Annotated in this window: 31 protein-coding genes; 16 read left to right on the top strand and 15 right to left on the bottom strand. The window is 44.4% G+C overall.

Features of this window, described 5'->3' with window-relative positions:
- Nucleotides 1-225: 225 nt before the first annotated feature.
- Nucleotides 226-1,011 (bottom strand): pentapeptide repeat-containing protein, encoded by a 786-nt coding sequence (locus QUB26_RS05810; protein WP_333317078.1) that lies wholly within the window; start codon nt 1,009-1,011, stop codon nt 226-228.
- Nucleotides 1,012-1,269: 258 nt separating this feature from the next.
- Here QUB26_RS05810 and QUB26_RS05805 point away from each other — a divergent pair, with 258 nt between their 5' ends.
- From QUB26_RS05805 to QUB26_RS05795, 3 genes are all read left to right on the top strand, one after another.
- Entirely contained in the window at nt 1,270-1,680 is a 411-nt protein-coding gene (locus QUB26_RS05805; protein WP_333156328.1) for a hypothetical protein, read from the top strand.
- Nucleotides 1,681-1,796: 116 nt separating this feature from the next.
- Nucleotides 1,797-2,927, top strand: coding sequence for a hypothetical protein (locus QUB26_RS05800; RefSeq protein WP_333317076.1), 1,131 nt, complete (start codon nt 1,797-1,799; stop codon nt 2,925-2,927).
- Nucleotides 2,928-2,988: 61 nt separating this feature from the next.
- Nucleotides 2,989-3,918 carry a type IV pilin-like G/H family protein gene (locus QUB26_RS05795; RefSeq protein ID WP_333317074.1) on the top strand — a complete coding sequence of 310 codons (930 nt, stop codon included), beginning with the start codon at nt 2,989-2,991 and terminating at the stop codon, nt 3,916-3,918.
- A 171-nt stretch (nt 3,919-4,089) separates the two neighbouring features.
- Here QUB26_RS05795 and QUB26_RS05790 read toward each other — a convergent pair whose 3' ends face one another.
- Both QUB26_RS05790 and QUB26_RS05785 read right to left on the bottom strand, forming a co-directional pair.
- Nucleotides 4,090-4,824, bottom strand: coding sequence for a hypothetical protein (locus QUB26_RS05790; protein ID WP_333237641.1), 735 nt, complete (start codon nt 4,822-4,824; stop codon nt 4,090-4,092).
- Between the two features lie 271 nt (nt 4,825-5,095).
- Nucleotides 5,096-5,719 carry a DedA family protein gene (locus QUB26_RS05785; RefSeq protein WP_333167522.1) on the bottom strand — a complete coding sequence of 208 codons (624 nt, stop codon included), beginning with the start codon at nt 5,717-5,719 and terminating at the stop codon, nt 5,096-5,098.
- Between the two features lie 349 nt (nt 5,720-6,068).
- On the opposite strand from QUB26_RS05785, the gene QUB26_RS05780 reads away from it, so the two are divergent.
- The gene (locus QUB26_RS05780; RefSeq protein WP_333250509.1) at nt 6,069-6,413 is read left to right on the top strand and encodes an STAS domain-containing protein; all 345 of its coding nucleotides are present in this window, start codon (nt 6,069-6,071) and stop codon (nt 6,411-6,413) included.
- 44 nt (nt 6,414-6,457) lie between these two features.
- Here the strand turns inward: QUB26_RS05780 and QUB26_RS05775 are convergent, their stop codons facing one another.
- The 4 genes from QUB26_RS05775 to QUB26_RS05760 all read right to left on the bottom strand — a co-directional run bounded on the left by QUB26_RS05775 (nt 6,458) and on the right by QUB26_RS05760 (nt 9,543).
- Nucleotides 6,458-7,108, bottom strand: coding sequence for a hypothetical protein (locus QUB26_RS05775; protein ID WP_333317072.1), 651 nt, complete (start codon nt 7,106-7,108; stop codon nt 6,458-6,460).
- A complete protein-coding gene (locus QUB26_RS05770) occupies nt 7,101-7,655 on the bottom strand; it encodes an Npun_F5560 family protein (RefSeq protein WP_333317069.1) in 555 nt (184 codons plus the stop codon). Before QUB26_RS05770 ends, QUB26_RS05775 begins: the two co-directional genes overlap by 8 nt.
- A 407-nt stretch (nt 7,656-8,062) precedes the next feature.
- The gene (locus QUB26_RS05765; protein WP_333237634.1) at nt 8,063-8,662 is read right to left on the bottom strand and encodes a class II aldolase/adducin family protein; all 600 of its coding nucleotides are present in this window, start codon (nt 8,660-8,662) and stop codon (nt 8,063-8,065) included.
- 650 nt (nt 8,663-9,312) lie between these two features.
- Nucleotides 9,313-9,543, bottom strand: a complete 231-nt coding sequence (locus QUB26_RS05760; RefSeq protein ID WP_333302628.1) for a hypothetical protein — start codon at nt 9,541-9,543, stop codon at nt 9,313-9,315.
- Here QUB26_RS05760 and QUB26_RS05755 point away from each other — a divergent pair.
- Nucleotides 9,531-9,662, top strand: a complete 132-nt coding sequence (locus QUB26_RS05755; protein WP_333317067.1) for a hypothetical protein — start codon at nt 9,531-9,533, stop codon at nt 9,660-9,662. The two genes, QUB26_RS05760 and QUB26_RS05755, sit on opposite strands and share 13 nt — an antisense overlap.
- Here the strand turns inward: QUB26_RS05755 and QUB26_RS05750 are convergent.
- The 5 genes from QUB26_RS05750 to psbN form a co-directional block, all read right to left on the bottom strand.
- Nucleotides 9,659-10,582, bottom strand: coding sequence for a hypothetical protein (locus QUB26_RS05750; RefSeq protein WP_333054592.1), 924 nt, complete (start codon nt 10,580-10,582; stop codon nt 9,659-9,661). The genes QUB26_RS05755 and QUB26_RS05750 overlap by 4 nt on opposite strands.
- A gap of 85 nt (nt 10,583-10,667) precedes the next feature.
- The gene (locus QUB26_RS05745; protein WP_333211349.1) at nt 10,668-10,802 is read right to left on the bottom strand and encodes a hypothetical protein; all 135 of its coding nucleotides are present in this window, start codon (nt 10,800-10,802) and stop codon (nt 10,668-10,670) included.
- A gap of 413 nt (nt 10,803-11,215) precedes the next feature.
- Nucleotides 11,216-12,127 carry an MBL fold metallo-hydrolase gene (locus tag QUB26_RS05740; protein ID WP_333237631.1) on the bottom strand — a complete coding sequence of 304 codons (912 nt, stop codon included), beginning with the start codon at nt 12,125-12,127 and terminating at the stop codon, nt 11,216-11,218.
- Nucleotide 12,128: 1 nt separating this feature from the next.
- A complete protein-coding gene (gene aroC, locus QUB26_RS05735) occupies nt 12,129-13,229 on the bottom strand; it encodes a chorismate synthase (RefSeq protein ID WP_333224666.1) in 1,101 nt (366 codons plus the stop codon).
- A gap of 244 nt (nt 13,230-13,473) precedes the next feature.
- Nucleotides 13,474-13,605, bottom strand: coding sequence for a photosystem II reaction center protein PsbN (gene psbN, locus QUB26_RS05730; protein ID WP_190742515.1), 132 nt, complete (start codon nt 13,603-13,605; stop codon nt 13,474-13,476).
- Between the two features lie 212 nt (nt 13,606-13,817).
- On the opposite strand from psbN, the gene psbH reads away from it, so the two are divergent.
- The 6 genes from psbH to QUB26_RS05700 all read left to right on the top strand — a co-directional run bounded on the left by psbH (nt 13,818) and on the right by QUB26_RS05700 (nt 16,295).
- Nucleotides 13,818-14,021, top strand: coding sequence for a photosystem II reaction center phosphoprotein PsbH (gene psbH, locus QUB26_RS05725; protein WP_015176007.1), 204 nt, complete (start codon nt 13,818-13,820; stop codon nt 14,019-14,021).
- A gap of 151 nt (nt 14,022-14,172) precedes the next feature.
- The gene (locus QUB26_RS05720; RefSeq protein WP_333317065.1) at nt 14,173-14,433 is read left to right on the top strand and encodes a TatA/E family twin arginine-targeting protein translocase; all 261 of its coding nucleotides are present in this window, start codon (nt 14,173-14,175) and stop codon (nt 14,431-14,433) included.
- Nucleotides 14,434-15,096, top strand: a complete 663-nt coding sequence (gene pth / locus QUB26_RS05715) for an aminoacyl-tRNA hydrolase (RefSeq protein ID WP_332958584.1) — start codon at nt 14,434-14,436, stop codon at nt 15,094-15,096.
- Entirely contained in the window at nt 15,093-15,359 is a 267-nt protein-coding gene (locus QUB26_RS05710; protein ID WP_332958583.1) for a DUF3146 family protein, read from the top strand. Before pth ends, QUB26_RS05710 begins: the two co-directional genes overlap by 4 nt.
- 122 nt (nt 15,360-15,481) lie before the next feature.
- Nucleotides 15,482-15,850, top strand: a complete 369-nt coding sequence (locus QUB26_RS05705) for a type II toxin-antitoxin system RelE/ParE family toxin (RefSeq protein ID WP_333237625.1) — start codon at nt 15,482-15,484, stop codon at nt 15,848-15,850.
- 115 nt (nt 15,851-15,965) lie between these two features.
- Entirely contained in the window at nt 15,966-16,295 is a 330-nt protein-coding gene (locus tag QUB26_RS05700; protein WP_333237623.1) for a helix-turn-helix transcriptional regulator, read from the top strand.
- 246 nt (nt 16,296-16,541) lie between these two features.
- Here QUB26_RS05700 and QUB26_RS05695 read toward each other — a convergent pair whose 3' ends face one another.
- Entirely contained in the window at nt 16,542-16,898 is a 357-nt protein-coding gene (locus QUB26_RS05695) for an S-layer protein (RefSeq protein ID WP_333237621.1), read from the bottom strand.
- Nucleotides 16,899-16,954: 56 nt separating this feature from the next.
- Here QUB26_RS05695 and QUB26_RS05690 point away from each other — a divergent pair, with 56 nt between their 5' ends.
- The 3 genes from QUB26_RS05690 to QUB26_RS05680 all read left to right on the top strand — a co-directional run bounded on the left by QUB26_RS05690 (nt 16,955) and on the right by QUB26_RS05680 (nt 20,168).
- Nucleotides 16,955-18,916 (top strand): bifunctional serine/threonine-protein kinase/formylglycine-generating enzyme family protein, encoded by a 1,962-nt coding sequence (locus QUB26_RS05690; RefSeq protein ID WP_333237619.1) that lies wholly within the window; start codon nt 16,955-16,957, stop codon nt 18,914-18,916.
- A gap of 420 nt (nt 18,917-19,336) precedes the next feature.
- Nucleotides 19,337-19,801 (top strand): hypothetical protein, encoded by a 465-nt coding sequence (locus tag QUB26_RS05685; RefSeq protein ID WP_333237617.1) that lies wholly within the window; start codon nt 19,337-19,339, stop codon nt 19,799-19,801.
- Nucleotides 19,791-20,168: a HEPN domain-containing protein gene (locus QUB26_RS05680; RefSeq protein ID WP_333237615.1), complete on the top strand. Its 378-nt coding sequence runs from the start codon at nt 19,791-19,793 to the stop codon at nt 20,166-20,168. Before QUB26_RS05685 ends, QUB26_RS05680 begins: the two co-directional genes overlap by 11 nt.
- A gap of 118 nt (nt 20,169-20,286) precedes the next feature.
- Here the strand turns inward: QUB26_RS05680 and QUB26_RS05675 are convergent, their stop codons facing one another.
- Complete coding sequence (locus QUB26_RS05675) at nt 20,287-21,117, bottom strand: CPBP family intramembrane glutamic endopeptidase (RefSeq protein ID WP_333317062.1); 831 nt, start codon at nt 21,115-21,117, stop codon at nt 20,287-20,289.
- 376 nt (nt 21,118-21,493) lie between these two features.
- Between QUB26_RS05675 and QUB26_RS05670 the strand changes: the two genes are divergently transcribed.
- On the top strand, nt 21,494-22,942 hold the full coding sequence (locus QUB26_RS05670; RefSeq protein ID WP_333317061.1) for a GTP-binding protein: 1,449 nt from the start codon (nt 21,494-21,496) through the stop codon (nt 22,940-22,942).
- A 356-nt stretch (nt 22,943-23,298) separates the two neighbouring features.
- Here the strand turns inward: QUB26_RS05670 and QUB26_RS05665 are convergent, their stop codons facing one another.
- On the bottom strand, nt 23,299-24,507 hold the full coding sequence (locus tag QUB26_RS05665; RefSeq protein WP_333317059.1) for an argininosuccinate synthase: 1,209 nt from the start codon (nt 24,505-24,507) through the stop codon (nt 23,299-23,301).
- Between the two features lie 68 nt (nt 24,508-24,575).
- Between QUB26_RS05665 and QUB26_RS05660 the strand changes: the two genes are divergently transcribed.
- Nucleotides 24,576-24,707 (top strand): hypothetical protein, encoded by a 132-nt coding sequence (locus QUB26_RS05660; protein WP_333291681.1) that lies wholly within the window; start codon nt 24,576-24,578, stop codon nt 24,705-24,707.
- Nucleotides 24,708-24,773: the final 66 nt, after the last annotated feature.

Genomic DNA, 24,773 nt, shown 5'->3' with positions numbered 1-24,773 from the left:
AAATTTAAATGAAAGTGAAATAAGCTGTTGTGCCTTTAAATACGGTATAATTCAAAACTAATTCCGTGAATTAGTGTAAAGATTTCCGCCGAATGTTTAAATTAATTGAAGAGCTATACTATTTATTACATCGACTCTGAAATGAAGGATTGTTAATTGTTGAAGTGAGAAAATATCAAAAACCAAGGTAAGGTTTGTATCACAGTTTAAATAAAAAACACCTTATTAGGCTTGTACGTGACTCAAAATTTCCAAAAACTCCTGCACAACTAGATCGGGTTGTTCGCTGCATCGGCTAGCATCGTAATGTTTGACAAGACTGATGCCAGAATCTATGAAAAGCTGGCACATTTCATCTTCTGTTGCGTTTGGATGGGATGATCCACTGTCAATTTTCAGTATCCCTAGCTTGTTTTGGTGGAAGATCAGAAAGTCAGCTTCTTGGTTTTGTCTGCCTTCCGGTGTTGTGAGTCGGAGTCGGGAGTTGGGGATGAAGAGGGTGGAAGTGCGATCGAGTATTTCGGCAATTTTCACTTGTGCGTCGCAGTGAAAGCAAAAACCGTTCCAGTTAATTTCGTTTTCTGAGTCAGATAATTCAGTTTCGCTGTCAGAGGTTATTATTTTATCTAAATCGGTTTGAACATAATCAGCTTCATTTAAGTTTGCGAATAATCTAGCTCCACTTAAGTTGGCTCCGCTGAGATTTGCACCGCTGAGATTAACTTCTATTGTCAGATTTCGCTGTAGATTCACTTGACTCCGCCGCAAGTATCGCTTTAAGACAGACTTGAGATTATCTTTTTTGACTTTTTCTTCTAGTGCTTTTGAAAGTAATTTCCAGAGTTTAGCACCAGCATCTTTGATATAATCATATTCATATTCAGTGCTGGCTGCAATTTCTTTATAAGACTGTCCTTCCCAGGATTGACGAAACACTATCTCTTGAATCTTGTTGAGGCGATCGTAGTTGAGGGCTGTTTCTGCGATCTCTATGGCTTCGTCAACGGTCATATGTTAAACTCCCCTCACACCTAAAACTCTCACACTATACCAGATTCTAGCGCCACAGTCCAGCCACTTGGTCGATCGACTTGGTTATTACTTTTATACTACTTTTCCAATACTTTTATATTACTTTTTTGACTCTTAAGACAGATGTGGATTTGATAATATGGAATGTAATCAACAGAAACAGTGTTTGTGTTGGAGTCTCATAGAAGATCCCAGCCTCGATCAAATATTGCTGATAATTAATTAATAGGAAGCTTCATGTTAAGTAAAAAACTGCTAACCTTCAGTTTAATTACCTTATCTTACATTGGTAGTGTAGGAGTATTGTCTACTTTAACTACTGGCTGTGACTTGATAAAACAAGATAAATCCCTGTCTGCAAGTAAAGCAGAAAAAATGGTTAATAAGTGGAAACAATCTGATGGGACAATTAAGGTAGTAGGAGTTCGGGAAAATCAAGATAATACTGCTGTAGCTACATTACAGGTATCAGATTTAAGGATAAAAACGGAACAAAGACAAGTCAACTACTCGGGCGCAGGAGAAGCTACATTTTCTCGTTATACAGATGGAAGTTGGGCGTTAACAGGATTAGTATTCAGTAATGGAGGTTTAGAAAATATATTCAATACCTTCACTGTCAGCAACTTAAATATAAAAGATGATTAGGTGGAACTCGGCAAAAATCAACGGTACTAGCTTGATGTCGTTCTCAACAACATCAGGCTAGTTATTAGAAAGCAATGTGACTGAACAACAATTCTTAGTAGAAGAGGAAGATATTAATGTCATCTGGTAGTAGCGGCGGTAGCGGTAGCCCTGGAACTGGTAGCAGTGGAACTGGTAGCGGTGGTAGTGGCAGCAGTGGAACTGGTAGCAGTAGTGGCGGTAGTGGAGGCCCTAGCGGACCTACAAGAAGAATAGGGATTGCTATAGTTTTGGGAGGTATTGCAGGCGCTTTAGTTGCGCTTGCAAATATAGCAAATATAGGAACCTGGCTTGTTGGAAGTGAGGTTCTATGTAGGTTTGGTATTTTGAAATGTTCAAATCCACCAGAACCTAGACCTGTCATTCCAGCTCCACCGACCACAGTTAGCTCTTCGCCTTCACCTGACTCTCCTAAACCAGATTCTACTCCTTCTTCATCACCAACCTCCACTTCTTCTCCTGCACCGGAAACTCCAGCGCCAGTTTCGCCATCGCCATCTCCAGTAAAACTATCTGCTGACGAAAAGCCTTGCACAGTAGAGCAAAATGGCAGTACCGTAAACCTTGAGTTTCTAAATCGTTCTTGTACCTTCACCGGGAATTTCAACTCTAACAATCAAGAACGTATTTACCGTTTTAAAATAGATAATCCAAGTAATATCACTCTATATTTAGGTAATGTGAATAGCGAAGTAGAAATGTTTCTTTATGAAGATCAAAGTGGGACTGGTGTGATTAGCGGTAGAATAGAGAACCGATCTGCTATTAATTCTAGAATGGGAATTATTGACAGACAATTGAGTGTTGGCAACTATATTGTTGCTATTCGGTCTAAGGTTAGAGAAACTCCCTACTCACTTCAGATTGTCAATAATACAAGCCAAGCAAAAAATCTTGAGTTTCTTCAAGGTACTATCCCTCTAAATGGAAGTGTTAGCTCCAAAAATCAACAGCGTTATTACCGTTTCCAACTGGCAAATCCCAGTGACATTAATTTGTCTTTAGATGGTGTGAATAGCGAAGTAGAAATGTTTATTTATGAAGATCAAAGTGGTACTGGTGTGATTAGCGGTAGAATAGAGAACCGCTCGGCTTTTAAAGATAAGCCCGCAATCATCAAAAGAAATTTGAGTGTTGGTCACTATATTGTTGTGATTGGGTTCAAGGCAAGAGAAACAGATTACATTCTTACTATGTCTGCTCCTTAGTTAATTCTTGATTTTCTATTTAATCGGCAGTTTATGCTGTAGCTACCACAAAGTAATTACTATGACTAATCCTCAAAACAACTCTAATCTTGCGCCTTGGAAATGGGCTATAATTGGTGCTGGCTCAACATTAGTGTTAGGCTTAGCTGGCTTTGGATTATATAATTTACTAAATCCTAAAACTTCTTCAATTTCAACGTCAACGTCAACGTCAACCTCTTTAGCTACTGCAACTCCTGAGATTTCTGTTGCTAAACAATTGATAGGTCAATGGCAAGGGCAAATTTCTGGTCAGTCTGTAACATTAATCTTTACGCAGGAAGGGAAGTTATTTATTTTGGAGACGCCTACTTCAGCTACCGAAATGGAGTATCAGACTAACGTAAATCCTCAACAAAAAGACCTGGATATATTAGTAGGAGGTAAAATTACCGCGAGGACAATTTTTGATTTAACGGCAGATGGTCAGTTGCGTTTAGAATTAGATAATCTTGGAGAATCTCGACCCACATCTTTTAGTTCCAATGCAAGGATTTTTCAAAAAATATCTGAGCAAACGACACTGCCCGCTAATGTTCAAGTAGTTAATCTCCAAAATCAACAAAACAAGGCGAGACAGTCAGAAGCCAAACAGTATGTTAGTTCAATGAATAGAGCACAACAAGCTTTTTACGCTGAGTATGCCAGTTTCGCATCTAGCATAGAAAAATTGGGAATAGGTATTAAGTCAGAAACAGAAAATTATTCGTATAGCATTGTCTTGAGTAATGATAATCGTTGGGTGCAAGCAATCGGTTTAGCCAAGAGAGATGGATTGAAAAACTATACAGGTATAGTTTCTTTAATTAAAAGCCCTAATGACGAATCTACATCTACACAATCTAGACTTTGCGAAAGCAATCAACCATCAAAAGAGCTTCCAGGAACACCGATATCTACTAATTCTCCCGACCTACAATGTCCTTCTGGTTATTCAGACGTGCTGCGGTGAAACTTGCCTCAAAATCAATAGCATATCCGCAATTGACTTAGTATCAACAGGCATTACGCACTCCTATGGCAGAAACCGGGTTTTTTCCCGAATCTGCGGGCTGTCGCGAAGTATTTTCGTAAAAAACCCGGTTTCTGAGCCACCATGCGTAAGTCAAATCGAAACTACCGCTCACAAATCCTCATCTTTTGTTTCAATCACCTCTCCTTCAAACTCAAAACCCCGCTCCATACCATCAAAATACTTGTCAAAATTAGGCTTGATCCACAGTGCAGCTTCCCCGTGTCCCAACTCCACAGCTTTATCAATTACCTCCTTCCAATCCCTCAAAGAAAATCCCGCCGCTTGCACCGCCTTCAAACAATCCCAAACAAACTTTGGCACCGATACCGGCGACACCGCATACCTCAACAATTCCTCAGCACCTTCTGGCAAAATAATCAGATTGCTGGCAACTACAATTATACCTATATCTTCTTCTCTTTCCCCCTGCCAATTCACTTCGCCATTCAAAACATAACCCCAAGGTTTGAGAAAATTGTCGATCAGATACTGCAACCATTCGACATAATCATAAAACTTTTCTACGCCGCTCCATTTAATCCCTCCGCCGTCAGCAGTAGGAATCCACTTACACCACAATCCGGGCTGAGTCTTCGGCGGGCGGTTGTAATTAACAACAGAAATTTCGGAGTCTTCATCCCATTTTTCATTGACAAAATAGCAGCCTTCTTCGCCCACAGGCAAACCCACCGCTGTTCTCGCCGGATCGGGAATACTTTGCAAAATCGCCGAATTTCTCTTCATCCGTCGAGTTCGAGAAAACTCTAATAAGTAAATAGCTTCGCTGTCTAATAACCGTTTATTTAAATGAAATGTTCCGTCAAAAATTGTAGTGTATCCCATAGTTCTTATCTATTATATAATTGATTTTTACTATTATAAATCTATGTTAGCGAACTGACTAAAAGGAAAAAAGTTGTAGGTTGGGTTGAGGAACGAAACCCAACTTGAGGTTCCCAGAAAGTTGGGTTTCGCTAGATAGTTGGGTTTCGCTTCGCTTAACCCAACCTACGAATGATTAGATAGACTTATTGCAAAAATACATTGCATCTGCTTTTATCTGCGGTTAAAAACAGAAAATCCCGAACTCTTGCAAAAAGTCTAACCACCAATCTTACTTAGTCTTGTCCAAAGTCCGCGCCTCCAACCAAATAGGAATTGCAATCCAAGCAACTGCTAACAGCAAAGCAAATACCGCAAATTGAGCAGCCCAAGCTACCAATTTCTCTAAAGACACAACTTGTCCCAAGAAGTAGGATAAACTCACCATTACAGATGCCCAGCTTGCAGCACCCAGAACATTGAACAGCGAAAATTTCCAAAAAGGCATTTCTGCAATACCCGCTAGGGGGCTAGCAAAAATTCGCAGCAGTGCGATGAAACGGCCCAAAAATACGGCTTTAGCTGCATTTTTGCTAAACTGTTCTTTTAAGTCAAACAGTTGTTCTTCTCGAAAGCGGAAAAATTGTCCCAGCTTCAGCAGCAGTGGCCAGCCGCCGTACCTGCCGATCGCATAACCAAAATTTCCCCCCAATGTAGCACCAGCGATCGCACTGCCGAGCACAAACCAGTAATTCAGTTCCCCACTGCCAGCTAAAAACCCGCCAGCAATCGTAATTGTCTCGCCTGGAAGAGGAACTCCCAGATTTTCCAGCAAAATTCCCAGAAATACTGCCCAGTAGCCGTAATCACGCGCAAACTGCTGAATAGTCTCTAACGATAAAAACTCAAAAGACATTCGATACTGCCTTCGTAAACTTTTGCAAAGCTCAATACATTTATATATTGGCTCGATTCAGCCAATAGTGCAATCTTTCGCTGTGATGAAAAACACACTGTTGTCGCGATCGCTGATCCAACTAAACATTAGCCTTTCAGGCATACTAGATAAGTAGAGAATTGTTGCAGTTGCGTTCCGCGCGATCGCCAGCCAGTTTTCCTCCTAAATTTATCACAACGGCTCTCCCCACCGATTCCCACAAGGGCGATCGCCAATCCTAAAACATACGCTGAAATCCCCTGAGTCTCTCAAGAGAGTCAGCAACTAAACTAACTTATTCATACTTTACGATCGTAGGATAACTGCTATGGAATCTCCCAACTTCAACCCACCCATCGTCCTTCAACCTCACAACTGCCTCGACTCCCAAGCCGGCAGCCTCCTCCAGCAACAGCTAGCCGAGATTGTGCCCGATCGCCACAAACTCTGGGTAATAGACATGGCCGCCGTAGATTTCATCGACAGTTCGGGGATCTGCGCCTTAGTCGGGGGACTCAACGCCGCCCGCCACCGGGGATGCCGCCTCGTCATCTGCAACCTCTCAGCAACAGTCAGGCTAATATTTGAAATTACTCAACTCGACCAACTCTTTGAAATCTTCGACAGTTTCGAGCAAGTTATCTCCACTGAAACTCCGGCTTTAGTTGCTTGATTAAAATGATCTGCCGAGCTCAAATCTCAAGTTTCCCATAGACTTCAAGCAACCGCAGAGCTAATTTGTATATCATAAATAGGCTTATTTGTCAAGCAATACCAATGACAAAGAAATAAATCCGGCACTTGAACGCCGACAGAAGCGATCGCAGGTGCAGCCGGAAAAGGCCAAAGTCGATCGAAACAAATCCTTTCCCCTACAAACCCGAACTGCATCAAATAAGTCGCCGGAGGCGCATTTAAAAGATTCAGCAAGCGGTAAGCCAACTCATACAACTGCTGTCGCCAAACATCCGACAAATGCACCGGTTGAGAGTAACTCAACTCGCCCGACTGCTTAGAAGGTTCCCCACCGATCGCCTCAGCATACAGTGGGCCCTTTGGCGTCAACACCACAGGCAGCCAAAAATTGCCACCACCGACGGGAAAAAGCAACTCTTGGGACACTCGATCGCGCGCTGCGGAAACATTGCCACAAAATCGAAACACATCTTGAGCCGGAAAAACCAGATTTTCTGGTACATCCAGGGTCAAAGGACAAACGATCGCCCCACCCGGAGCGATCGCGCCAGAATGGAGTTCAGAAACCCCACAGATATTGACTTCAGTTAAAGGATGAGATTGAGCGATCGCCGCCTTGAGACTTGCGGCCGGATCTTTGTCACCACCCGCGACAATCAAAACCTTAGACATTGCCAAAGCTCGGCATTTGAATTCCCCGATCGTCCGTTTCATCGACGCTCGGCAGATCCAGGCCCTTAGCCTTGCGGCTCCGCACCGCGAGACGGTAAGTTACGCTTTGCAACTCAGTGTGCAACTGACGGTTTTCCTTTTGCAATTGATCCAACTTTTCCTTAATCGGATCGAGCCGCTCGGCAAACTTCTGGCGGTAAACCCCCGGCAATTCCTGCACTACCTGTTCTAGCATCCGAGAACGATCCGTCAATTCTTGCACCGACTGCCGCAGTTGGTAAACCTCAGCATCCCGTTCGGCGATTTGTTCCTGATAAAAACCCACCTGTTCTTCAACAGCTTGGAGTTGTTCCCGCATTGCCTGCATTTGAGCTTGGTGGCGATCGGAAACTTCCGGCGCAGGCACAAAACTAGAATTGCCCTTCACCAGCCTGAAAAGTTCTTGAGACAACTGCTGCACCAATTGGTCGCGCATTTGCAGCTCTTCGGTGAGACGAGATACCTCTGATTGCAGTTCTTTGGAGCTTACAAGTTTAGTTTGATTCACGATGACTCTCAGCTTTTGTTATATAATCTGTTTCTCTTTAAAAATATCTCCCCCTTACCGCAGAGGCAAGAGGCACTTCAAAAGTTTTGAACCTATGAGGCTAAATCGAGCCAGCCACCCGATGTCAAGGGTAAAGCTCAGTTTAACTCAAATCAGGCATCCACGTCATCACCTTAGTTTCTTGGCACTGAGATGTTGCACCATTATCAAGAACAGGCAAGATGCCTGTTCCACAAAGAATTAATTTTTTGTGGGGATTAGGGGTTGGGCAGGAGAACCCGCCCAAAAAAGGATTAAGGACTATTGATATTGGCGCAACATCTCAGTTGCCATAGACACAGGGAAAATCCTAGGTTTTTTGTCAATAAACTCGGTTTCTTAGCTTTTTATGAGAATAGTGCAAGCTCTCATGTGTAACCAGTCACAGCAGAAAGCACTTGGCCAGCTTCGTCCAAGGTGCTGCCAAAACAGATAATGCCGTCCTCGTGACCGGCCATGGCCAGCATTTTGCGATCTGCCAAATTCTCCTCCTCAAAAAGTCTAAACATTTCTAAGGCCATCTGGGGAGTGCCGTAAGGTATTTCTTTTCTAGTAGTAGGAATCTTAAACAGCAGTTGCTGCCATAGCTTAGGATTGTGGACGTGAATTATCCCGCACACATCCTCTCTCTGAAGGTACAGGGCCCCGTGAGTCAGGGACTCCGACGAAGCTTGTACGGGGCCCCGGCAGCCGAGGAAATTTTTTTCTAAGTTAAATTCGGTAACAGTACAGTATGATTCTGGTCCCAGATTCCTCAAGTGTGCAGTCTGGGTTCCCGAAATCACGAATTGGCAAGAATTACCGAGTCTGACACTGACGTTGCCAAACCCTATGCCATTTTCGTAGACGCCAATTAATCCCCAAGAGTGGAGCCGATCGCGCCAGTCCATCAAATCTGCTATGTTGGTGGCAGCTACAGGGCCTGCCTCTTCCCAATCACAACGGTACTTAACGACTCCTTCATCCATTTTTTTGTTTGATCAGACACTACTGTGACACGACAGAGTTGGCTGAAGCTGAGACTTAATCGAACTTGTCAAGAAGTTGTCAAACAGCTTTTTTTGCCTGCTGCCTTATGTCTCCGTGCATAAGTGCCTTAACTAATCTACATTCCAGTGTCGCCGTAATTAGCTACCGACATTAGCAAAAAGTAAGCTACGAAAGTTGAACCAATTATTCCCAAAATCATGATTTAGCCTCTAGGTGATTACAAAAGTTCAATATGAAAATGTACCCTTTCAGTCGGGGAGTTTGATTCTAGGCTTTTGCCCGATCGAGTTTCTGATGTGAAACTACATAACATCCCTGAATCGCTTATTGTTCTATACTACAGCATTTCTACTGAGTTGAGCTCTACCTTAAGAAATATTTAAGGATAAAGTACCCTTAATCCGGTAAGTCCGGTAAAAAGCAACCGTAGATTTACTTAGTTTTTATAAGTGTACATATATTTAAGAAAAAAGCAAGCGGAACACAAAAAAAATATTTTTTAGCCAGTCTGGGACGCACTGGCACAATCTTCGGGTGTTCTACGTTATTCAACACCTCTGTCGATCGAGCAATTTTTAGCTCCGGGGCATCCTACAAGCTAAGAAACCGGGTTGAGCCTAATATTATGTCACGTAAAATCACCGCAACGCCAGCTCGCGTCGGCGGGTTCACCAAAATCTGTAGTAGTAGTATAAGTTATAGATCCGGTAAACCCGCGCCTACCTAGAGGAGGATAGTCGATCGACCGAACCTGATATAATCCTATTAACTCAGATGTTGCACCATTCTCCATTAGTCTTTTATGAACAGGCTTTTCGGCCTGTTCCACAACATATAAATTTTCTTGTGGAACAGGCATCTTGCCTGTTGCTGACAATGGTGCAAGATATCAGATTAAGAAACAAACAAGCCGATCGAGCAGTGAGGGCCCGATCGGCTAAATTTTTCTGGGAAGCGCGATCGCCCCCAGCCCTTTAAATGTGGAAGTGATACAAGATGCTGCCGTCGTCTTTAATTTCGCAATTGGCATTAAAAACTTCAGCTTGTTGGTTCAAAAAACGCTGAGCGACATCCGGCGACAGCCGCGTTTCCATCGCAAACCGCACCAGAGTGATTTCGCCCCGGCCTTCTTTGATCAATCGGTACAAAGCACTTTGGAGCCTTTCGCTCTCTTCTCGCTGAAAAGCTGCTTTGTACCTCCAATCCGCCACCGAAGGAATCAAACCGCGGCTGACCAAAATCGCTAACAGCAAGCCAATTCCCAAAATCAGAGGCACTGTCGGATCGCTCGTAGGCGTCGCCACAATTTGCGGCACTGTAGCGGCGGCCAAACTGCTAACCATTTCTTTTTCCGACGCTTGCGTATCCGCCATTGCAAGCTGAGTTTTATTGTAAAAGTCTTGCTGAAGCTTCATTTGCTGCAACAGGCGAGCGCGCTCTCTTTCGTATTGGTCGAGTTTTTGCTGAGCTTGTTTCAGGTCTTGAGTGACTTGTGCCAAGCGTTGGTTGAGCGACTGATTGACTGATTGCCACCGATATCTGTTAATCAGGCGGCTTTTTTCAACCATGCCCTTCATCAACATATCCGCCGTTTTGATTGCTTGCTCCTGATCTAGCGAGCGATACCCAACCACAATTTCTAGGGGTTGTTCCGGCTTAGAAATTTTGACAATAGCATTTTGTCGAACTTGCTGGGGCGACAGCTTAACTGCATCTGCCACTGCTTTGACAACATTATCTGCTAGGAGAACCTCCGGGGTGAGTTGCTCTCCCTGCTTGAGAATTGTCGTGCCCGTGGTCGAAAATTTGACTGGCGGATTATTAGAACTGAGAGTGCCTTGAGCCATGAATCCGGGGGGCGGGGCGAGGCGGTAGGCCAGGGCGCCTGAAATACCCATAATTACAGCAAAACTGCCTAGGGCAATCCATCTGTATTGATGTGCTGAAGATCTAAAACGTAAATTTCCCATTTTGATAGTCAAGTCATAACATTCGCTTGCCGCAGCTACTGCCAAACGCCAGAGCGATCGTTTCTTTCTGGTTAGTCAAATTGACTGCTGAAAATTTTCTCAGTTTGTACCTAAAAGCTATTAGCTTTTGAGAGTTGTCAATATTCATGAGCCCAAAAAACCGATCGCGCTTTTATTTGATCCGAGCTATAACTTCAGTTTTTGTCCTTAATAATTAATCTGTAACAAGGCTTCTGGAAGTCTACTGGCCTCAGACTAGCACTCAGGCGTGCGAGAGCCTCGCCTCCCCGTGTTTGTTGACATTCAAAACTGTCTCCTTTTCACCCTTGGCAATCCTCCAATTATCTTACGTCTTGGCGTCTTGCGGACGCGGTTGAAGAATAAAAAAAACCTTAAATAATCTGCCTAAAAACTTAACAAGCAAGAATTATACCATGCAGTTAAGAGTTTGCTGCGTATTCAAAAAAATTGTGGAGCTGGTTTCGCCCCAGATCCACATATTCACATAACAATTATGGTTCGATCGGTTGATGGTTCGATCGCTCTGGCAAGGGCGACTTTTCAGAAGCCGATCGGCAAAATCAGACCCTCGCGGGCCATGACAGCCTTCGGAAAAGCGATTTGCACATCTTCGGCGATGCGATCGAGAAAATCGTCCGTGTGAGCCGGATCGTGGTGAAAAATCACCACTCGTTTCACCCGCGCCTCCTTAGCCATTCTCACCGCTTCCTGCCAAGTCGAGTGTCCCCAACCAACCTTCGGAGACTTGGGGTTGTGATATTCCTCGTCTGTGTACATCGCATCGTAAATCAGCACATCAGCGTCGAGGGCTAAATTGTAGACATTCTCATCTAGCCGATCGGGAAAATGCTCAGTATCCGAACAATAAACCACAGATCGTCCCTGCCAAGTCACCCGATATCCCATAGCAGTATTCGGGTGATTCAGAGAACCCGTCCTAATCTCAATATCATCCAGCATCATCGTCTGGTTGTGATTGAGTTCGTAGAAATTCAAATCTGCCTGCAAACCCATCAGCGGCACCGGCGAATTCGAGTGGAGCACCCGTTCAACGAAGTGCCTTTTCATGCAATCTCCATCCGGCGGAGTCGCCCCGTAAATATCAAAGCTATTGCCGCGGATGAAAGCTGGGGCGAACAGCGGGAAACCTTGAATGTGATCCCAGTGATAGTGAGTAAAAAACATATAAGCTTGCACCGGCATTTCTTGCACCAACTGGTCTCCCAGCATCCGCAAGCCTGTTCCGCCGTCAAAAATCAAGCGTTTGCCAGCGACTCGCATTTCCAAACAAGAAGTATTGCCGCCGTAGCGAACAGTTTCCTGTCCGGGTGTCGGAACACTGCCCCGCACGCCCCAAAACTGTACTACAAAATCATCTATACCTTTTATTGATTCGGAGGGTTGAGGGCAATCAACGGGATTTGCCGCTACTGAGGACAAGCTGATTTCCATTTTAAAATTCAGGCTTTAAGGTTCCACATTGTCCGTGATGGCGCAGCAGATGGTCGCACAACACTAAAGCTACCATTGCTTCCACCATTGGCACAGCTCTTGGCAAAACACAAGGGTCATGCCGTCCCTTGGCAGCCAGCAGCGTTTCTTCGCCTTCTCGGGTAACTGTGCGCTGCTGCTGGCGAATTGTCGCAGTCGGCTTGAATGCCGCCCGCAAAATTATATTTTCGCCGTTAGCAATGCCACCCTGAATTCCGCCAGAGCGATTCGTCACTGTACGAATTACACCCTTATCATCAGTATAGTATTCATCATTATGTTCGCTGCCCTTGAGCAGAGTCCCGGCAAACCCGGAACCTATTTCAAAGCCTTTGCTGGCGGGCAAGGACATGATGGCTTTGGCCAAGTCGGCTTCAAGTTTGTCGAATACGGGCATTCCCAGACCTTTGGGTACATTGCGGGCGACGCATTCGACTACACCGCCGATCGAATCTCCACTGTCGCGAACTTTTTCGATCAGTTCAATCATTCTTTCGGCACATTCGGCATCTGGACAGCGGACGATGTTGCTTTCTACTTGTTCTAAGGTAACAGTGTCCGGGTCGGCGACACATTCTAAGTCTTTGATGCGTTTGACGTAGCCGACTATTTCGACTCCTGCTGCTTGTTGGAGAATTTTTTTAGCGATCGCCCCTGCTGCTACTCTACCAATTGTCTCTCTCGCCGAACTGCGACCTCCGCCTTGCCAGTTACGAATTCCGTACTTAGCATCGTAGGTAGCATCAGCGTGAGAAGGGCGGTAAGTTGTCGCCATTTCGCCGTAATCTTGGGGGCGAGTGTCTTGATTGCGGACTAAAATTGCGATCGGCGTTCCCAAAGTTTTGCCTTCAAACACCCCGGACAGAATTTCGCAGGTATCTGCTTCTTTGCGGGGCGTAGTAATTTTGCTTTGGCCGGGGCGACGGCGATCGAGTTCGGCTTGAATTTCCGATGCGTCGATCGACACCAGGGGCGGGCAACCGTCAATTACTACTCCCACACCGCCGCCGTGAGATTCCCCAAATGTCGATATCCGAAATAAATGCCCAAATGTATTGCCCATTATGCTTTGCCCTGAAACTTGATAATTTTTAGCTTAAATGGAATAGAGATTTACTGTATTTATGAAAAATATACCATTGACGAGTAGGCGACAGGCGATCGCCTCACAGCATCACTCCCTTCCCGCCCCTAGAAGAATATCTACCAGGGAGAGAGGGAGAGACCGAGAATAGGAGATATCTGGAAACACACTTAAATTCATCCGTGTATCCGTGTCCGAATCCGTGTTGTGCCTTCCTTCTTCTTTAGTCTTCGTGTTCTTCAAAAGGATCTCTCAATTCCTTAGCGGGAGGGCCGAAAGCCGTGTAGATCGAGAAACCGGTGATGGCCACCAGACACACACCGAGAGAAATGCCGAGAACTGCTGCGGGTTCCATATTTGTGATCGATTATGAGTGCTCCACTCTATAATATTACAAAAAATAACAATCCGTCTGAAAGTCTCGTGATTTTAGGCGCTGTACGGTATGGCAGCCAGCCCCCACTCCCCGTTTTGCGAGTCCCCCGGTGGCATTTCTGAGAAATTGCGATCGCAATTAGCGGTAGAAATATGTCAAACTTTTCTGTAGAGATTCATTGCAGGTGACTTATGGCACAACGGACTTGGTTAGGAGATATACTCAAACCCCTTAACTCGGAATACGGCAAGGTAGCCCCCGGCTGGGGAACCACGCTGTTGATGAGCGTGTTCATTGGACTGTTTTTCGTGTTCTTGTTGATTATTTTGCAAATCTACAACTCTTCTCTGATTCTGGAGAGTGTGGATATGGATTGGTCGAGTCTCGGCCGCTAAAAATTGATCGCAAAACAGTAAGGCTAAAAGTAAAAGCTGAGGGTTGAGGAGAAAGGGTAAAAGCTAAGTTTTCCCGTTTTTCCTTACCCTTTCCGATTACTTTTGCCATAAATAAACAAGAAGTAACTAAACAAATTGCAGGAGAAAAACTATGAATATTTTTGGCATAGGTTTGCCCGAAATGGCAGTTATTTTTACGATCGCCCTATTGGTATTTGGCCCGAAAAAATTACCTGAAATCGGTCGGAGTATGGGGAAAGCAATTCGGGGCTTTCAAGATGCTTCGCGGGATTTTGAGTCGGAATTCACGCGGGAAGCTAAGCAGTTAGAAGAAGCAGTAGCAACTAGCAGCAAACCGGCAACTGAAAAACTCACGGCGACTACTCCCAAGGAAGATAGCACAGACATTTAAATGAATAACACTCAGAAGTCGGAAACACCAGCGGAGTTAGTGATTCCCCAGCTAATAGTTGGGTTGGGAAATCCCGAACCTAAATACGATCGCACCCGACACAACATAGGCTTTAATGCTGTCGATGCCTTGGCTAAATCTTGGCAGATTTCCCTGTCGGAAAATCGCAAATTTCAAGGCATATTTGGCGAGGGAAACCGGCCGCGGGGACAGAAAATCCGGCTACTCAAACCTCTAACTTACATGAATCTGTCGGGTCAATCGATTCGGGCGGCGACGGATTGGTACAAAATACCTGCGGAGTCGGTATTAATAGTATACGATGATATGGATTTGCCGATCGGGAAATTGAGAATGCGGCTTGCCGGTTCGGCCGGCGGGCACAACGGCATGAAATCGACAATTTCTCATTTGGGCACAGACAAATTTCCCCGCTTGCGGATTGGCATCGGCAAACCTCAAAACGATGCTGCTAAAAATGAGAAAGATACGATTTCCTTCGTTTTAGGAAAATTTTCCTCAGAGGAAAGTCAGTTAGTAGAGAAAGTGCTTAAACTGGTTGTAGAAGCTGTGGAACTAAGCCTGCACCAAGGAGTAGAAAAAGCCATGAGCCTTTACAATAGTCGCACAATTGCAGAAACAAACGCGGAAACAAAAAGGTGAGTTCGAGACGTTTGCCTGAAACAACTGCATATGTCCGGGTTACTGGCCAATCTTGGCAAAAAGGCACGATTGAGGGTGAAGTGACTGCCGGCAATTTTGAGTGGCAGTTTCAGTGGCGTTTCACGTCAGAAAAAACACTGATACTTGAACCTTCTCAGGGTAGGGCATTGATTCAGGAACCGCTGCACCGTTTTTTGGAAAAATGGGATTATCAGCTTGAACCGGGCGGAGATTATTCGTTTACGGTTCGGGCTGAGTTTTAATATTGATATTTATTTGAGAATAACTCTTGACACATTATGCTAAATCTAGCATAATGGAAGTGTAGTCGTAAACAACACAATCAATGCCATGAGAAAAAAAATCTTGAGAAAATATTCTAAACATGAGACAAATATCACCCAAAGATATTCTATGGATCGGAAGTTCTCTGAACGATCTTAAAGAATTTCCTGAAGATGTACGTGGCATAATGGGCTATGCTCTGTATCTAGCACAAACAGGAGGAAAACACCAATCTGCTAAACCTCTCAAAGGGTTTGGAGGTGCAAAAGTTTTAGAAATTACCGATGACTATGATGGGGATACCTATCGAGCTGTTTACACGGTAAAGTTTGCAGATACAGTGTATGTTTTGCACGCTTTCCAGAAAAAGTCTAAAAAAGGAATTGCTACACCGCAACAAGATATTAAGTTAATCCAAGAAAGGCTAAAACTAGCTCAAGAACATTACGAAGAGTTCAAGAGTAAGTAAGAATGGAATTAGTAGTGATAAGATGTGCTTATATTTCTAAAGAAGCTGGAAATAGACGGCTTCTTATCACTACTTTTTCAGGAATAACTAAGACCAGGTAAAAAAGGGCGAAATCATGAGTAAGGAGATCGATATTCAAGTTAGTAGTGGCAATATATTTGCTGATTTGGGTCTGCCTAATTCTGATGAAATGCTGATGAAGGCGGAACTGGTACGCCAGATAACCGAGATCCTTAGTCAAAGGAAACTGAATCAAGTTCAAGCAGCAGAAGTATTAGGAATTGACCAGCCAAAGGTGTCAGCCTTGATGAGAGGAAAGCTGACAGGTTTTTCAACAGAAAGGTTGTTTCGATTTTTAAATGCGTTAGGGTGCGATGTGCAAATTGTGGTGAAGCAAAAGCTGGAATCGCCCGCGACCGCAGGAATTAGTGTTGTTAGCATTTGATATCTGAATAGTCACTTTTTTGTATAATTCACCTTCTTTGCATTCACTTTTATAAATCGGCGGTTTGTCAGCAAATCAGGTTGCGTCGCTTCTCGGTAAGCCCCGCAATAATACATTGTCAAAACAGCTTTGTAAGCCCAGCAATCAGAAGGTACATCGGTAAAAGGAGTGGGCAGGGTTTCAACCTGATTCTGCACGCAAGCAGGGAGAATTTGTTGTGGCGTTGCCTGCAGCTGAGTTTTAAAATCATAGTAATGGGAAGGGAAAAGGGAATCGGGAAGGCAAACTTTCTCTAATAGGAGGTCCCGATTCCAGTGATTCTTTAATTAAAGCAGGTGGCGTCCCTTCTCGGTAAGCTCCGCAATAATACATTGTCAAAACAGCTTTGTAAGCCCAGTGATTGGAAGGTACATCGGTAAAAGGATTTGGCAGGGTTTCAGCCTGATTCTGCACGCAAGCATTGAGAATTTGTTCTCGCGTTGGCTGCACTTGAACTAAAGAATTATTTGGCTTGGCTTGTGCGGCATTTTGCGCCTGTGCGGGAGATGAACAACTGGCACTAACTAACAGTATAATTGTGGAAACGATTCTGATTTTAACCATCTCATTACTTTTTGTGCGACAATATATCCTAACTTGCACTGCATTCCCTGAAAACTATGCCGACGAGTCGTATTCTCCGCAATCGTTATCAAATTATCAAAGACTTGGGACAAGGCGGTTTTGGCGACACCTACCTCGCTAAAGATTTAGACCTACCCGGACAGCCCCAGTGCGTTGTCAAACATCTTAAACCGAAAGACCCCAATCCCGCCATTTTACTAATTGCCAAAGGCTTATTCGACAAAGAAGCCCAAACGCTGTATAAATTGGGTAAGCTACACGACCAAATCCCCAGCCTTTCCGCCCACTTTGAGGAAAATGGCGAATTTTATTTGGTGCAAGATTTTATCGAAGGACATGACCTTACCAAAGAACTGATTCTCGGTAAAAAATCAAGCGAATCCCATACTATTAAATTATTGCACGAGATATTAGAAGTTTTAGCCATTGTTCATCAGCAAAATGTGATTCATCGCGACTTAAAACCTGCTAATATAATGCGTCGCCAAGATGGTAAAATTATCTTGATTGATTTCGGGGCGGTCAAGGAAATTAGCACAATGGTTGTTAATGCTCAAGGACAAACTAGCTTCACCGTTGGTATTGGTACTTCGGGTTATATGCCCAGCGAACAAGCGAAGGGCAAACCTAAACTGTGTAGCGATATTTATGCAGTGGGGATGATTGGGATTCAAGCATTGACTGGTCAACCTCCTGATACCTTACCAGAAGATCCGCAGACGGGAGAAGTTATTTGGCAAAATCAGGCACAAGTTAGCAATAATTTAGCGAATATTTTAGATAAAATGGTGCGCGATAATTTCAGTCAGCGCTATCAAGATGCAGGGGAAGCATTGCAAGCAATTTTATCTTTGTCGTCGCCTCTCCCACCGCCACCACCGCCACCGCCACCGACACCAACACCACCGCCGCCACCGACAAGGCGAGGTTTTTTACAATTCGTCGGTTTGGCTGGATTAGGACTTATCGGTTTAGTTGTGTATCAAAGTTTGGGGAACAAATCGCCTCAAACTTCAACGAATGAGCCATCGTCACCGATATTACCCAACGACGATATACCATCTCAGTTGCCACCACCTCCAGAAACCCCACAACCAGAACCACCAGCACCAAAAACTCCATCGCCAAAAGTATCGTCAAATTCCCTAAAAACAGTTCAATTTGAAACGGTGACAGTGAATTCAACGGGGGAAATCACCAAGCGCAGCCAAAGTCAAGCACAGGTTTTTACAGAAACTATCGCCAAGGGCATAACTTTAGACATGATGGCAATTCCTGGTGGCAGTTTTGTCATGGGTTCCCCCAATACGGAAGCAGGACGATATAACGATGAAGGGCCGCAGCATAATGTTAATGTGGCCCCTTTTTTGATGGGAAAATATGAGGTGACTCAGGCTCAATGGCGCGCTGTGGCAGCTTTACTGAAAGTCAAGATTGACCTCAAGGTTTATCCTGATCCTTTTAATTTTAGAGGTAATTTCCCTGTTCAGCAAGCAGATTGGGATGATGCTATAGAATTCTGTGCAAGATTATCTCGACTTACTGGACGCAATTATAGACTGCCTAGTGAGGCAGAATGGGAATATGCTTGTCGTGCAGGAACCACTACACCTTTTTATTTTGGGGAGACAATTACCCCGGATTTAGTTAATTATGACGGCAATTATCCCTACGGTTCAGCACCGAAGGGAAGTTCTCGTGAGAAAACAACTGCTGTAGGTAGTTTTCCGCCTAATAGCTTTGGACTTTATGATATGCACGGGAATGTCTGGGAATGGTGTCAAGATGTTAGGCACAATAATTATAACGGTGCGCCGACTGATGGTAGTGCTTGGGAAAGTGGTGGAGATAGTAATTACCGGGTGCAGCGTGGCGGTTCCTGGAACTACGATGCGTTCGCTTGCCGTAGTGCCGATTGTCACTTCGGCTCGGCGGGCCTCGCGTCGGGGCCCAGGGGTTTTCGCGTGGCGGTTGCTTCGGTTTCTTCGTCGTCCTAGTTTTCCCCGTGAGGACTCTTCTTTGCTCTTTTGCCCTTTTACTCTTTACTCTTTTCTCTTTTTCACTTTTTTCGTCGTCTCTGGCGACTCGATTTATTTTTTGGCACTCGTGGATGCACTCCCGACAAAGAAACCGGGTTTTTTACTTAATCTGTGGAGTACAGCGAAGGATATCGCAAAAAAACCGGTTTCTGGTCACCTGTGCGTAAGTCTTGTTTGGGAAAATCACTGTCATTGTGTCAATGCTTTCTGTAGAGACAAGTCTGCGGAAATAGTCTGGTTTATTTACGGAGGAGTTGGTGCTGATTTAGGATGGGTTCCAGCGTAGTAAACTAATTTTTTTTTCAGATTCACCGCCGAACAGATTATAATTAGAAATATTGATTTTTCTCACGAATAGTCGCATAGGAGATTTACAAAATGAATAACCTATTAGCAGAAACTTTTGCCACCGTCTCTCAACTACCCGAAGCAGAACAAAATGCCATAGCATCCTTAATTTTAGACAAGATATCAGCACCAAGAGTCGCGCCTTTCCTCATTTCCCAATCAGACATCGAAACCATAGAAAAATCATACATTTTCCGAGACAAAACAGAAGTTATTGAATTTATCAACCAATATCCGTTTTTACTTCCCGTTGTGCTAGAAGCACCCGTTCAGATTAGCAATTATTTCCCCGAACAAAAACTATTACTTCAAGTCATCAATGACCCCGAAATTCCTAACTATGTTCATCTGGTTCTCTCAATCATCTTGACAGACCTCGCTCCCGATGAAGCAATGGATAGAGAAGACGAATTGCGTAAAAATTGGTCTAGGGGATTATCCCATGAAATTCGGGAGCATTTTTATACGATTTTGGAATATACTGATGAGTTTTGATTGGTCGCAATACCTAAATTTAGCAAAAGAACTTGCTGGTCAAGCAACTATTCCTGCTGAACAGGAGGCGCGATTGAGGGATGCTATCAGTCGTTCCTATTATGCTGCTTTTATCTTAGCGCGGAACTATTTGCGAGATAAACAAGGTCATTCCCTGCCAAAAACTAGCGATATTCACCGCTATGTTTGGCAAGAATTTGATATTAATCCTGACTCAAGATATCAATTAATCGCCGATAATTTAGCAGTGTTGCGCCGATATCGAAATCAAGCAGATTATGACGATGATTTTCCCTTATTATCTGCGATTGCTACTATTGCGCTCAAGCGTTCTCAAGAAATAATTTATAACCTAAATAATCTCTAAATATCAATTTAATCTGATAATGCCTTTGCTAAAACAGCAGCAGTTGTAGGGTGTGTCGCCTGCGATAAATTCCTAACTAAATACCAACAATCTCATAGCGACGCACCTGATGGATATATTACAAACCTTTGGAATGTTCAGACAGTTTTCGCATTCCCAAGGCCAAGACACTCAAAAACAACAGCCCCACTGCCCCAGCTAGCGGATTGCCGTTAACTCCTGTCACCCAGTCGGGAACAGATCCCGAATATCGCACTAACTGCCCGATGTTAATGATGTAATATCCCCAGATTAAACCTGCATGAAGCCCGATCGACAAACCGAGGCGATTTTGGCGCGATCTTTTTCCCCAAACCAGAATCAAACCCAGCAACAACAAACCCGGAAACTGCGGCCAACTCTGCAGCATTGCCGCGACAGGTTTGATAAAATGAGATAGGGCAAACACCAGGCTATTCACCCACAGAGATATTTTATAATTGTAATCCCGCTGCAACTCGTCCAGCAACCAACCTCGGAATACCAACTCCTCCGCAAAACCGACTCCAAGGGCGCTTAACAGCCCTTCTGCGATGATTCTCGGCAAATTATCAGAATTTTGCCACGCGACCAAACCGAACAGCCATTGCACCACAAATAAGCTGAAAGTGAGCAAAAGCCCGATCGCCAATCCGATTAAAAGCTCCAAACCGTTTTTTCGCGTATTGATTAAACCATAACTTTTGAGTAATTGGGTTTGTCCGTAAACCTGTTTTCCCCAGCGAGGCACTAGGAACAGAAACTCAGTAAACAACAATCCCATTGTCAGAATAGTTGCTAGGTTACTATCTTTAACTAAGAGATAAATTGGTGCTGCTAGCGGCAGCCAAATTGCTAGCAAGATTAATAGAAAAATTATTACACGTAAAGGAAATGGATAACTGGCTATTATTTGGAGGCGGTTAATCATTTTTGTAAATGAGTTGAAATTGGGTAAATCGGCTTATTGGTCTGTCGCACTGTCCGACAGGGGTTAAAAACCCCTGTCTCATAGCGAAAGTCCTCTCAAAGAGGACTGAAATTTATCACAATCTAATTTAGGTTGGCAGTCGGTTTTAACCGACTTTTGCTATAAGACGGGGATTTAAATCCCCGGCGGGCTTGCGGGTGAATGCGAGAACTTTTGGCTGAGTCAGGCTTGAGTAAATCCGAGAGTCAGGCTTGAGTAAATCCGAGAGTTAGAGTTGGATAAATCCGAGAGAATGTACAAAGCAGACAGAGAAAGCTAGAATAGCATTGTATTGGCTGAAACTTTAAACAAAACAGAACTATAAAATAAGGGAACAATGACTGAAGCCTCGGATTTTTCAAATGTCGATCGCGAATTAGATGACACAATTTTAAGCTTCGCAGACATTCAGGCAGAACTCAACCTGCGCCACGCTAAAGATGCTCTGCGAGATATAGTAGAAAATCTCGACTTGACAGTTCAAGAGCGAACTGGACTGGAACCGGAAATTGGCGGGTTGGAGAAAATGCTCGACAAGCTAGAGCGCGCTTGCGTGCAAATAGCTGTGTTTGGGATGGTGGGAAGAGGAAAATCTTCGGTTTTGAACGCGCTGCTAGGTCAAAATGTGTTTGAAACTGGCCCGACTCACGGGGTGACTCGCACCACCACTATTGGCCAGTGGGATGTGGGAGAGGGAATTGATAAGAATTTGCCCGATAGACTTTCGCCAGTTATTTACCGTTTGTCGCAAGTTGAATTAATCGATACTCCGGGAATAGATGAAGTTGACGGCGAAACTCGCGAACTTTTAGCCCGCCGCGTTGCTCAACAAGCAGATTTGATTTTGTTTGTAGTTGCTGGCGACATTACGAAGGTGGAATACGCAGCACTTTCGCAGTTGCGGGAAGCCGGAAAACCGATGTTATTAGTGTTTAATAAAATTGACCAGTATCCTGATGCAGACAGGCTGGCAATTTATCATAAAATTCGAGACGATCGCGTAAGAGAATTGTTGTCTCCCGATGAAATTGTGATGGCGGCGGCTTCGCCTTTGACGGCGAGGGCGGTGCGCCGTCCCGACGGAAGTATGGGCGTGCAAATGACTCGTAGTTTGCCACAAGTGCAAGATTTAAAATTAAAGATTTTGGAGGTTTTAGACCGGGAAGGCAAATCTTTGGTCGCGCTGAATACGATGCTATGTGCGGGGGATATTAACGAGCAATTGGTACAGCGAAAAATGGAGATTCGCGATGACGCGGCTAATCGAATTATCTGGAATGGGGTAATGACTAAAGCGGTGGCGATCGCACTTAATCCAATTACTGTAGTTGATATTCTTAGCGGTGCGGTAATTGATGTGGTGATGATATTAACTTTATCTAAAGTTTACGGCATTGCGATGACGGAAGCGGGCGCTGTGGAATTGCTGCAAAAGATTGCGATTAGTATGGGCGGGATTACAGCCGGCGAATTGTTGGCTAATTTTGGTTTGAGCTCGTTGAAAGGATTGTTGGGTTTGGCGACGCCGGCGACGGGGGGTTTGGCTTTAGGGCCTTATTTGTCTGTGGCGGTGACGCAAGCTGCGATCGCGGGGGTTTCTTCCTACGGTATCGGTCAAGTTACTAAGGCTTATTTGGCTAATGGTGCTTCTTGGGGAGATGATGGGCCAAAGGCTGTGGTGAGCAAGATTTTGTCTTCTTTGGATGAGGATTCTATTTTAAATCGGATTAAGGAGGAGTTGCGGGCTAAGTTGGATTTGGGAAGTGTGGAAAAACAGAAATCTTAGCGATCGGCTGTTTTACGTTAACCCAGCAATCCTGGCGCAGCCCTGCCGCAATCCGGCAGGGGTTTAAACCCCTGCCTCACAGCTAAATTTGTCTGAAGACAATTTAACAAATTATTAGGATAACAACCAATTACCAATTACCAATTATTACTGTATGTTACTAACTCAGAAGTTAGGCAATTGGCACAGGTTGGGCGATTGTGGCAAATAAGGTGCGCCGTGCACACCCTACTCTAATTCCACGAAGGCGAACTTTGTTTGTGTAGCCGCCAATTCGATTCGGCGGGTTAACATCGAATTGTTAATCCGAATTCGATTGGGCGGCTTAACATCAGGTTTTCAACCCTAATTCTATCCTATTTGTAACCTCTATTTTTTTCCGACCAAATGCGGGTTGGTAGTCCCCAAACATAGACAAATCCTTCGGCAGCTTTGTGATCGAATTCGTCCTCTGCGCCGTAGGTTGCTAAGTCGAAACTGTACAGAGAATTATCAGATTTGCGACCAACAATTGTCGCATTTCCTTTGAATAGTTTGAGTCGCACGGTTCCAGTTACTCGCTTTTGCGTGTCCTGAATAAATGCGTCTAAAGCGGTTTTCAAAGGATTGTACCAAAGACCGTTATAAATCATTTGGCTGTAGGTTTCTTCGATGCCTCGCTTGTACCGCGTCACATCTGCTGTCAGCGTCAAGCTTTCTAAGTCTCGGTGCGCGTGCATCAAAACTAAAATCGCTGGTGTTTCGTAAATTTCCCGCGATTTAATCCCGACGAGGCGGTTTTCAATCATGTCAATCCGGCCGACTCCGTGGTTTCCAACTATTTCGTTGAGTTGGGAAATTAAGGCGACTGGTGATAAAATTTTGCCGTTTAAAGTGACAGGATTTCCGCAATCGAAACCGATTTCTATGTATTCGGGTGTGTCGGGAGTTTGCTCGATCGCCTTTGTCATCAAATACACCTCTTCCGGCGGTTCCGCCCAAGGATCTTCGAGGATTCCGGCTTCGATTGCCATTCCCAATAAGTTGCGATCGATACTGTAAGGCGAAGACTTTTTCACGGGCGACGGAATGCCACATCTTTCGCCGTATGCGATCGTTTCCTCGCGGCTCATTTTCCACTCCCGCGCTGGTGCTAAGATTTTAATCTTGGGGTTGAGTGCGCCGATCGACACATCGAACCGTACCTGATCGTTTCCTTTACCTGTGCAACCGTGGGCGATCGCATCTGCACCGTATTTTTGGGCAGCTTCTACTAACAATTTAGCAATCAGCGGGCGAGCCAGGGCAGTCGAAAGGGGATAACGGTTTTCGTAAAGTGCGTTAGCTTGAATCGCTGGAAACGCATAGTCTTTGACAAATTCTTCGGTAGCATCAATAACTAAAGATTCCGAAGCACCGGATGCTAAAGCTTTTTTGCGGATCGGTTCTAATTCGTCTCCCTGTCCCAAATCCGCGGCCAGAGTAATTACTTCTTCAACACCCCACTCGTTTTTGAGGTAAGGAATGCAGACGGAGGTATCGACTCCGCCGGAATATGCTAGGACAACTTTTTTAGCGCGACTCATTGCTCTTTACATCCTGAATTTAACTGACATCTTGCACCCTTGTCACTAAGCTTTTCAGGGCGGGCAAGATGCCCACCCCACAAAAAAATATCATTTTTGTGGAACAGGCATCTTGCCTGTTCTGGAGAATGGTGCAAGATGTGATATTTAACCGACTTTTCATTATGCACCTAATTGAGATCGATTCTTGTCAGAAATAGTACAGATTTATATATTCTTTTTTTGATAAACTTGGCTATTTACCGGAGGAGTTGCTGCGGAAAATC

The organism is Microcoleus sp. B4-C1 (genome assembly GCF_036705285.1).
Taxonomy (GTDB): domain Bacteria; phylum Cyanobacteriota; class Cyanobacteriia; order Cyanobacteriales; family Microcoleaceae; genus Microcoleus.
This window is presented reverse-complemented; position numbering and strand designations above follow the sequence as displayed.